The organism is Sphingosinicella sp. (assembly GCF_052388015.1).
Taxonomy (GTDB): domain Bacteria; phylum Pseudomonadota; class Alphaproteobacteria; order Sphingomonadales; family Sphingomonadaceae; genus Allosphingosinicella.
In genome coordinates, this window is record NZ_JBQTIN010000133.1 from 1 (window position 1) to 9,149 (window position 9,149).

8 protein-coding genes are annotated in these 9,149 nt (G+C 68.9%); 4 read left to right on the plus strand and 4 right to left on the minus strand.

The window, feature by feature from the left end:
- On the plus strand, window positions 1–3,764 hold a 3,764-nt coding region (locus tag ACT4N3_RS11350; RefSeq protein WP_444855333.1), incomplete at its 5' end, for a translocation/assembly module TamB domain-containing protein.
- Here the strand turns inward: ACT4N3_RS11350 and ACT4N3_RS11355 are convergent.
- From ACT4N3_RS11355 to ACT4N3_RS11370, 4 genes are all read right to left on the minus strand, one after another.
- Window positions 3,758–4,645 (minus strand): diacylglycerol/lipid kinase family protein, encoded by an 888-nt coding sequence (locus tag ACT4N3_RS11355; RefSeq protein WP_444855334.1) that lies wholly within the window; start codon window positions 4,643–4,645, stop codon window positions 3,758–3,760. The genes ACT4N3_RS11350 and ACT4N3_RS11355 overlap by 7 nt on opposite strands.
- A gap of 8 nt (window positions 4,646–4,653) precedes the next feature.
- Window positions 4,654–5,064, minus strand: coding sequence for a VOC family protein (locus tag ACT4N3_RS11360; protein ID WP_444855335.1), 411 nt, complete (start codon window positions 5,062–5,064; stop codon window positions 4,654–4,656).
- Window positions 5,061–5,462 carry a DUF3617 domain-containing protein gene (locus ACT4N3_RS11365; protein WP_444855336.1) on the minus strand — a complete coding sequence of 134 codons (402 nt, stop codon included), beginning with the start codon at window positions 5,460–5,462 and terminating at the stop codon, window positions 5,061–5,063. Before ACT4N3_RS11365 ends, ACT4N3_RS11360 begins: the two co-directional genes overlap by 4 nt.
- 85 nt (window positions 5,463–5,547) lie before the next feature.
- On the minus strand, window positions 5,548–6,084 hold the full coding sequence (locus ACT4N3_RS11370; protein WP_444855337.1) for a DUF3617 domain-containing protein: 537 nt from the start codon (window positions 6,082–6,084) through the stop codon (window positions 5,548–5,550).
- 116 nt (window positions 6,085–6,200) lie between these two features.
- Here ACT4N3_RS11370 and uvrB point away from each other — a divergent pair, with 116 nt between their 5' ends.
- The 3 genes from uvrB (at window position 6,201) to ACT4N3_RS11385 (ending at window position 8,952) form a co-directional block, all read left to right on the plus strand.
- Window positions 6,201–8,399 (plus strand): excinuclease ABC subunit UvrB, encoded by a 2,199-nt coding sequence (uvrB, locus tag ACT4N3_RS11375; protein WP_444855338.1) that lies wholly within the window; start codon window positions 6,201–6,203, stop codon window positions 8,397–8,399.
- 80 nt (window positions 8,400–8,479) lie between these two features.
- A complete protein-coding gene (locus tag ACT4N3_RS11380) occupies window positions 8,480–8,731 on the plus strand; it encodes a type II toxin-antitoxin system HicA family toxin (RefSeq protein ID WP_444855339.1) in 252 nt (83 codons plus the stop codon).
- On the plus strand, window positions 8,731–8,952 hold the full coding sequence (locus tag ACT4N3_RS11385; RefSeq protein ID WP_444855340.1) for a type II toxin-antitoxin system HicB family antitoxin: 222 nt from the start codon (window positions 8,731–8,733) through the stop codon (window positions 8,950–8,952). Before ACT4N3_RS11380 ends, ACT4N3_RS11385 begins: the two co-directional genes overlap by 1 nt.
- Window positions 8,953–9,149: the final 197 nt, after the last annotated feature.

A 9,149-nucleotide genomic window follows, 5' to 3' on the forward strand; every position in this document is an offset into this window, starting at 1 on the left:
TCGGGCGATTGCGGCTCGGCCGGCTGCTGATCGATCCCGCGGTCACCGGGCGGCGGCATCTGCTCGGCCTCGACGGCAACCTCAGGATCGCCGAGGGCCGCGCCCAGGCGACCTTGCTCGCCGGCACGCTTCGCGCGCCGGGGCTTGCCGGCGGCGATCGGCTGGCCCTGATCCTCGACGCGGTGCCGGACTCGAACCGGCTCGACATGCAGCTCGCCGCTTTGGGCCCGGCCGACGGCTTCATCGCCGGGTTGATCGGGACCGACCGCGCGGTCGTCGCCCAAGTCGGCGGCGGGGGCGACTGGATGAGCTGGCAGGGCCGCGCCCGCGCCGCTTTGGGTGGCCAGGCGCTGGCGAACCTCTCGGTCGTGGCGCGCAACGGCACTTTCACGCTGCAAGGTCCGCTGCGCCCCGATCTGATCCTGCGCGGCCCGGTCGAGCGGCTGGCCGGCCCGTCGACGATGATGAGCCTGACCGCGACGCTCGACCAGCGCCGGGTCGACATCCGTTTGCGTGCCTCGAGCCGCGCCGCCGCGATCGCCGCCGAGGGACTCGTCGATCTGGGTCAGAACCGCTTCGAGAATCTCCGCCTCGCGGCGCGCCTCACTGAGCCCGGCGCCATCGCGCCCGATTTGTCGGGGCGCGATGTCCAGATCGCGATGATCCTCAACGGCGCCTTCGCGACACCCAGCGTCGCCTACGACCTGCGCGCCGCCCGGCTGACGATGGCCGGCACGACGATCGAGGGTCTGCGCGCGGTCGGCTCGGCGCGGGTCAATGCGGACGACATCATCGTTCCTGTCTCCGCCCAGGCGAGCCGCATCCTCGGCTTCGACACCCTTGCCGGCGGGACCATCGCCAATGTCGCGCTCGACGGCGAGCTCGGCATCACCGGGACGCGGCTGGTGTCCGACAATATGCGGCTCCGCGCCGACCGCGTCGACGCGACGCTCGCGCTCGCCTTCGATCTGTCGCGCGGCCGCTATCTCGCCGCGGTCAACGGCCGGGTGAACGACTATCGGGTCGAGAGCGTCGGCCTGTTCGACGTCCAGACCCGCTTCGACATGGTGCGCACCATCCAGGGCTTCGGGCTCACCGGCCGGGTCGCGGCGCGCAGCCGGCGGATCACGAACAGCTCTATCGCCGATCTGCTCGGTGGGCCGATGACGGCGACCGCCAATATCGCTGTCCTGCCGTCCGGTCTGGTGCGGGTGAACGACGTCAGACTCGCCTCGCCATTGCTGCGCGTCACTTCGGGCGGCGGCACCTATGCGGCGAACGGCGGGCTCGACCTCAGGCTTGCCGGCGTGAGCCAGGCCTATGGGCCGCTCGGCGTGCGGCTCACCGGCACGGCGAGCGCGCCGAATATCCGCCTCGCCGCCGCCAATCCCGGCTTCGGCATCGGCCTCGCCAATGTCGACGCCACGGTCCGCGCGACCGCCGGCGGCTGGGCGGTCCGCGCGACTGGTGAATCGGCTTACGGCCCGTTCAACGCCGACGTCGTCATCCTCGCCAATCGCGGCCCGATGACGATCGCGGTCAACCGGCTGACCCTCGCCGGGATCGACTTCGCCGGCCGGCTCGTCCGCACCGCCGCCGGCCCGTTCGCCGGCACGCTCAGGATGACCGGGCAGGGGCTGGACGGCACGGTCCAGCTCGCCGCCGCCGGCCGCTATCAGCGGATCGACGTCGCCGCGACCGCCAATGGCGCCGCGACGCCGGAGCGGAACCCGATCCTGCTCCAGCGCGGCCTCGTGAACGCGCGCATCATCCTCTACCCGGACGCGCCGGAGATCGTCGGCGACGCCCAGCTCGCCGGCCTCGCCGCCGGTGACCTCTTCCTCGATCGGGCGCGGGTCAGGGTCAATTATCAGGGCGGATCCGGCACCGCGCAGATGTTCGCGGAAGGGAGGCGCGGTGTTTCGTTCCGCATTGCGGGCAATGCCGCGCTGGCGCCGCGGCTGATCCGCGCGGCCTTGCAGGGCCAAGTCAACAACATCCCGTTCCGCTTCGCCGAACCAGCCCAGATCACGCGGGAGAACGGCAACTGGCGGCTGGCTCCGGTGACGGTGGCGATGCGCGAAGGCCGGGTCCGCCTCGCCGGTCTGTGGGGCGACGGCCTGATCATCCAGTCGCGGCTCGACGACCTGGACCTCTCAATCCTCAACGCCTTCTCGCCCGGGCTTGGCGCCGGCGGGCGGGCGACGGGCAGCCTCGATTTCGCGCAGGCCTCGGGGGAGAGCTTCCCGCGCGCCGAGGCGCGGCTCGCGATTCAAGGCTTCACCCGCACGGGGATCGCGACCCGCTCGGTCCCGGTCGACATGGCCTTCGCCGGCAATTTGCGGCCCGAAGGCGGCGCGGCGGCGGCGATCATCCGCCGGGGCGGCGCGATCATCGGCCGGGCGCAGGCGACCTTGCGGCCGCTGGGACCGCAGGCCGGAACCTGGCGCGATCGGCTGCTCTCCGCCCCGCTGGGCGGCGGCATCCGCTATAACGGGCCGGCCGAGGTGCCGATGTCCTTCGCCAACCTGCCCGGCCATCAGATCTCGGGCGGCATCGCGATCGGCGCCGACTTCAGCGGCGAGGTGAAAAGCCCGCGATTCGCCGGCCTCGTCCGCGCCACCAGCCTGTCCTACCAGAACGAGCAATATGGCACCCGGATCACCAGCCTCGCCCTGCTCGGCCGCTTCGACGGCTCGACGCTCCGCCTCGAGCAGTTCAACGGAAGGGCAGGCCAGGGCACAGTGACCGGCAGCGGCACCATCGGCCTCGCAGCCTCCCGCCGCTTCCCGATCGACCTGCGGATGCGCTTCGAAAACGCCCAGCTCGCCCGCTCCGACGATCTCGGCGCGACCGCGACCGGCACGCTTGCGATCGTCAACAACGCCGAGGGGGCGCGCATTTCCGGCGAGCTGGCGCTGGGCGAGGTGCGCTACGAGTTCGTCCGGCAAGCGGCGGCCGAGGTGCGCCAGCTCGCCGGCGTCCGCCGCCGCGGCGAGCCGCTCCGGCCGGCCGACCAGCTGGTGGTCGAGCAGGGCGTGCCGAGCATCTGGGGGCTGGACCTGCGTCTGCGCGCCGACCGCCGCGTCCACGTCGGCGGCATGGGGCTCGAATCCGAATGGTCGGCGGACCTGCGCGTCCAGGGCACCACCGCGACCCCGGCGATCGTCGGCGAGCTCGACCTGATCCGCGGCGACTTGAGCGTCGCCGGCCGCCGCTTCCGGGTCGAGCGCGGCCATATCTCCTTCTCCGGTCAGCGCCCGCCCAATCCGCGCATCGATCTCGAGGCGACCAGCATCGTCGACGATGTCGAGGTCGGCATCGACGTGTCGGGCAGCGCCCAGTTCCCGCAGATCGCCTTCACCTCCTCGCCCAGCCTGCCGCAGGAGGAGGTGGTCGCGCGCATCCTGTTCGGCAGCTCGGTGACCGAGATTTCGGCGATCCAGGCGGTGCAGCTCGCCGCTTCGCTGAACAGCCTGCGCGGCGGCGGCGGCGGCGGGCTCAATCCGCTCGGCGCGCTGCGCTCGGCGACCGGCTTCAGCCGCATCCGCATCCTCGACGCCGACAGCGCCACCGGCCGCGGCACCGCCGTCTCGGCCGGCATGTACCTCTCCAACGATATCTATGTGGAGATCATCACCGACGCGAAGGGCTTCACCGCGACCCAGGTCGAGATTTCATTGTCGCGGACGCTCAGCCTTTTGTCGCAGTTCGGCACCCAGTCCGGCACCAACGTCAACCTGCGCTACCACCGCAATTATTGAGGCGCGGGCGCCGGCACGATCAGCCGCAGCGCTTTCGGCCGGATCCGATATTCCAGCGGCGTCTCCATCGTGAAGGTCTCGCCGTCGGCGGAAATGGTGAGATGCGGCCGGTCGGAGGAGATCGTGGCACGGTCCGCATAGATGGTGACGAAATCGCGCTGCTGGTCGAGCCGGCCGATCAGCCCCCTCAGCCCGGCCCAGAAGAGGTGCGCCCGGCTCCGCGCCCGCACCGCGTGTAGCGAAAGCTCGCCCGCATCCAGCGTTTCGCGGTGACCGAGCGCGAACAGGCTGGCCCGATAACGATTGTTGCCGACGAAGAGCAAAGGCGTGCGGATCGGCGTCTCGACCCCCGGCGCGCTGATCCACAGCCGCCGCCTTCTGAACGAGCGCAGCGCGCGCAGGCTCGCCGACAGCATCGCCAGCCGTTTCGATCGCCCCTGCTCCTGCTCCGCCCCGCGAAAGCGGACCATGTCGGGATAGAGGCCGACGCCGCTATTGTTGACGAACACCCGGCCGTTGACCTCGGCGACGTCGATCGGCCGGGCATGGCCGACCGCGATTACCGCAGCGGCGGCGTCGAGATCGGCGGTTATGCCGGCGTCGCGGGCGAGATGGTTGAGCGTGCCGAGCGGCAGCAGGCCAAGCGGCCGCTGCGTGCCCGCGAGATGGCCGGCGGCGCAACTCACCGTGCCGTCGCCGCCCGCCGCGACCACCGCGTCGAGCCGCGGCGCCTGCACCGCATCGGCGAAGGCCTCCGCGATCCCGTCGGCTTCGACCAGGTGGATATCCGCCTCGACCCGCGCGGCCTCGAACGCGGCGCGGAGCCGGTCTTCGAGATCGTCGCTCCGGATGAACGCGCCGCCGCCCCGATTGGCGATCACCCGGACTTTCATGCGTTAGGCTCGGCGGGGCCGATCCGGAAGGCGCAGAACTTGTTGCCCTCGGGGTCGCGGAAATAAGCGCCGTAGAAGGCGCGATTTCCTTCCTCGCCGCGCACGCCGGGCGCGCCCTCATCGGTTCCACCGAGCTCCAACGCCTTGGCGTAGAAGGCGTCGACCTTGGCCCGGCTGTCCATCACGATCGCCGCCATATTGCCGTTGCCGGGCACCGCAGCCTGCTTGTTGTAGGGCGTCGTCACCGCGATCCCCGGCTTGCCCCAGTCCGTCCCCCACATCGTGAAGCCGCCCCAATCGTCCGGAAACTCCATCAGCCGCCTGGCGCCGATGCTGCCCAGCAGCGCGTCATAATAGTCCCGCGCTTTCGCCATGTCGTTCGATCCGACGGTGACGTAACCGATCATTCTCTTCCTCCCTCGCAACCCCCGGTCCGCTGGCCGACCGTGACCACGTCGAGCGCGATCACTGTTCCGTCCGGCAGCGGGCTGGTCATTTCCATGCGCAGAACGTAGCGGTCCGGTCCATAGCGGCCGTCGAGCGCGACGACGCTTGGCGGCAGGCCGCGCTCGCGGCAGACCATCGCACCGGTCAGCCGGCCGCCCTCAAGGGTCACGCCGCGCTGGACGCAGTCGCCCGGCCGCTGGGCTAGGAAGGTCGCGTCGGCGCGCGCGGCTTGCTCGGGCGTGATGCAGATCCTCCGCGTCGGACGCGGCCCGATCAGCCGGTCGCGCATCACGATCGGCAGCTCGGGCGCGCGCGCGCCCGTGACGGCGCTGCGGATCTCCCAAAGACCGGGAACCATGCGCGGCGGCTCGGCGGGTGGTTCGCTCGCCCGCTCGCCGCAGCCGGCGAGCAGAGCGAGCGCCGCGAAAAGGCCCCGGGGCAGCCTAGCCGACGCTGTTGCCGGCGGCCGCGCCGGCCGGGCAGTCGCCGCTGCGCCGCGCCGTCATTCGGCCTTCCAGCCGAATCGACTGCGGCCCCTGCGTCCCTGGGGGCGCGGTCATTGTCTGGTTGAGCGTCGCTTCCATCGTGGTGGCGGTGTAGCTGCCGGTCATCGTCACCTGCATATTGCCGCGGGTCGGATTGGTGCAGGTGCCGCGCACATTGATCGTGCCGTTGGCATATCCGTTCGGATCGAACTGGCAGCCGGCGCTCTGGGCGGCGCCTTCCGGCGCCCCGATGGTGCCGGCCGGATTGGCGGCCTGCTCCGGCGTCATGCAGTTGGAGCGGGTCTGCGGCTGGCCCATGATCGCCCGCATCGCTTCCGTCGCGCCCGGAGGCGCACCGGGCATGTCGATCGTCGTGAACTGGACCGTCATCTCCCACATGCCGGGTTGAAGCGTGACCCCGCCGCCGCCGAGAGGTCCGCCGGAGCAGGCGAAGAGCAAGGCCGTGCCCGGCGCCAGCAACGCAAACTTCTTCATGTCGATCTCCCTTCGCGGCGGGCCTCTGCCCGGTGGGCGGGTCTCTGTCCGAAAAGGGTCGGCCTGTCCATCGCCCAGGCGTTGCGCGGCTCCGCCTGTGCGACCATATCGGGAACATGGCGATCCAGATTCGCACCAGTCTCGACGAGCCGGAAACCGGCCAGAGCTTTGTCCCCCACCGCCCGCAGCGGCCGGAGAAAGTGGAGGGCGGCAAGGCGTTCAGGATCGTTTCCGATTACCAGCCGGCCGGCGACCAGCCGCAGGCGATCGCCGAGCTGGTCGAGCAGATTCGCGCGGGCGAGAAGACCCAGGTGCTGCTCGGCGTCACCGGCTCGGGCAAGACCTATACCGCCGCCCAGGTGATCGAGACGCTGCAGCGGCCGGCTTTGGTGCTGGCGCCCAACAAGATCCTCGCCGCCCAGCTCTATGGGGAGTTCAAGAGCTTCTTCCCCGACAATGCGGTCGAGTTCTTCGTCAGCTATTACGATTACTACCAGCCCGAGGCCTACGTCCCGCGCTCCGACACCTACATCGAGAAGGAAAGCTCGGTGAACGAGGCGATCGACCGGATGCGGCATTCGGCGACCCGGTCGCTGCTGGAGCGGGACGACGTGATCATCGTCGCCTCGGTTTCCTGCATCTACGGCATCGGCTCGGTCGAAACCTATTCGGCGATGATCTTCGATCTGAAGAAGGGCCAGAGCGTCGACCAGCGCGAGATCATCCGCAAGCTCGTCGCGCTCCAGTACAAGCGCAACGACCAGGCTTTCGCCCGCGGCAATTTCCGGGTCCGCGGCGACAGCCTGGAAATCTTCCCGTCCCATTATGAGGACAGCGCCTGGCGGATCGCCTTCTTCGGCGACGAGATCGAGGAGATCGTCGAGTTCGATCCGCTGACCGGCAAGAAGACGGCAAACCTCGATTATGTGCGGGTGTTCGCCAACAGCCACTATGTGACGCCCGGCCCGACCATGAAGCAGGCGATGGAGGCGATCCGCCATGAGCTCGGCGAGCGGCTGAAGGAATTGCAGGCGGAAGGGCGGCTCTTGGAGGCGCAGCGCCTGGAGCAGCGGACGAATTTCGACCTCGAGATGATCGCCGCCACCGGCTCGTGCGCGGGCATCGAGAATTACAGCCGCTTCCTCACCGGCCGCCTGCCTGGCGAGCCGCCGCCGACCCTGTTCGAATATCTCCCCGACAACGCCTTGCTGTTCGTCGACGAAAGCCACCAGACGGTGCCGCAGATCGGCGCGATGGCGCGCGGCGACCATCGGCGGAAGATCACGCTGGCCGAATATGGCTTCCGCCTGCCGAGCTGCATCGACAACAGGCCGCTGCGCTTCAACGAATGGGATGTGATGCGCCCGCAGACGATCGCGGTCTCGGCGACGCCGGGCCCGTGGGAGATGGAGCAGGCCTCGGGCGTGTTCACGGAGCAGGTGATCCGCCCCACCGGCCTCATCGACCCGCCGGTCGAGATCAAGCCGGTCGAGGATCAGGTCGACGATCTGATCGCCGAGGCGAAGGCGACCGCCGCCAAGGGCTATCGCACCCTCGTCACCACGCTCACCAAGCGGATGGCGGAGGATCTGACCGAGTTCCTGCACGAGGCGGGGCTGCGCGTCCGCTACATGCACAGCGACGTCGAGACGCTGGAGCGGATCGAGCTGATCCGCGACCTCAGGCTCGGCGTCTATGACGTGCTGGTCGGCATCAACCTGCTGCGCGAAGGGCTCGACATTCCCGAATGCGGGCTGGTCGCGATCCTCGACGCGGACAAGGAAGGCTTCCTGCGCTCCGAAACCTCTTTGATCCAGACGATCGGCCGCGCCGCCCGCAACGTCGAGGGCAAGGTCATCCTCTATGCCGACCGGATCACCGGCTCGATCGAGCGTGCGATGCGCGAGACCGACCGCCGCCGCGAGAAACAGGAGGAGTATAACGCCGCCCACGGCATCACCCCGACGACGATCAAGCGCGACATCGCCGACATCCTCGCCGACGTCTCGAACCGCGATTCCGTAATGATTGACACCGGCGACGAGGATAAGCCGCATCTCGTCGGCCACAACCTGCGCGCCTATATCGACGATCTCGAAAAGCGGATGCGCGCCGCGGCCGCCGACCTGGAGTTCGAGGAAGCCGGCCGCCTCCGCGACGAGATCCGACGGCTGGAAGCCGACGAACTCGGCCTCCCGGACGGCCAGAAGCGCGCGCCGGTCGTCGGCCATGCCAACGAGGGCAAGCCGGGGACCCGCAAGATGCGCTTCGGCAAGACCCAGCGGAAGTGGCAGGGCGGGCGACGACGAGCTTAGTCCGTTATGCATGAATGGGGACATTGCGCTCGATTCAGATCGGCGATTAGTAGGAGGATGCCAGTTCGAAAGAGGCAGCCATGGTCAAGCCGTCCAAACTCTACGCCCGTCTCGTCGCCAATCCCGAGGCGATGAAGTTTGGCGATTTCCAGCGCGTGCTGGGCGCGTTCGGCTTCGATCTTGACCGGATCAAGGGCAGCCATCACATCTACAAGCATCCGGCGGTGACGCGTCCCTTGAACGTTCAGCCCCGCGGCAAGATGGCCAAGCCCTACCAGATCGACCAGTTTCTTGATATCGTGGAGGAGTTCGGCCTTACGATGGACGAGTGATGGACAGGCATTACCATATCAATCTCTTCTGGTCCCCGCGCGACGAGTGCTGGGTGGCGGACGTGCCTGATCTCAAGTCCTGCGCGGCCCTCGGCGACACGCCGGAAGAGGCTGTCGCCGAAGCGCGGACCGCCATCGAAGGATGGATCGAAACCGCCGAGGCCCACAACATGGCGATTCCCAAAGCGCGTTATCGGCCCGCAATTTACGCTGCGGCTTGAGCCATGGCGCACGTCCGCCAGGGACAACTGACGCCCGCGCCGCAATGAAGCATCTGCGCGACTGGAAGCGGGCCTTCTGGAAGCGTGAGCGCAAGGCTGCAAAGCAACTGGTCGTCCGCGAGAGCGAGGGGGCTTGAGGAACCCTCGCGAGAGACCGCACGTTTCCTTCGCATGATCCGCAAACTCAAATCGGGCGA

Bases quoted from the DNA above. Each gene is read 5' to 3' on its own strand.
- ACT4N3_RS11385 (WP_444855340.1), top strand. From the start codon at position 8,731: ATGGACAGGCATTACCATATCAATCTCTTCTGGTCCCCGCGCGACGAG.
- ACT4N3_RS11360 (WP_444855335.1), bottom strand. From the start codon at position 5,064: ATGATCGGTTACGTCACCGTCGGATCGAACGACATGGCGAAAGCGCGG.
- ACT4N3_RS11365 (WP_444855336.1), bottom strand. From the start codon at position 5,462: ATGGTTCCCGGTCTTTGGGAGATCCGCAGCGCCGTCACGGGCGCGCGC.
- uvrB (WP_444855338.1), top strand. From the start codon at position 6,201: ATGGCGATCCAGATTCGCACCAGTCTCGACGAGCCGGAAACCGGCCAG.
- ACT4N3_RS11370 (WP_444855337.1), bottom strand. From the start codon at position 6,084: ATGAAGAAGTTTGCGTTGCTGGCGCCGGGCACGGCCTTGCTCTTCGCC.
- ACT4N3_RS11380 (WP_444855339.1), top strand. From the start codon at position 8,480: ATGGTCAAGCCGTCCAAACTCTACGCCCGTCTCGTCGCCAATCCCGAG.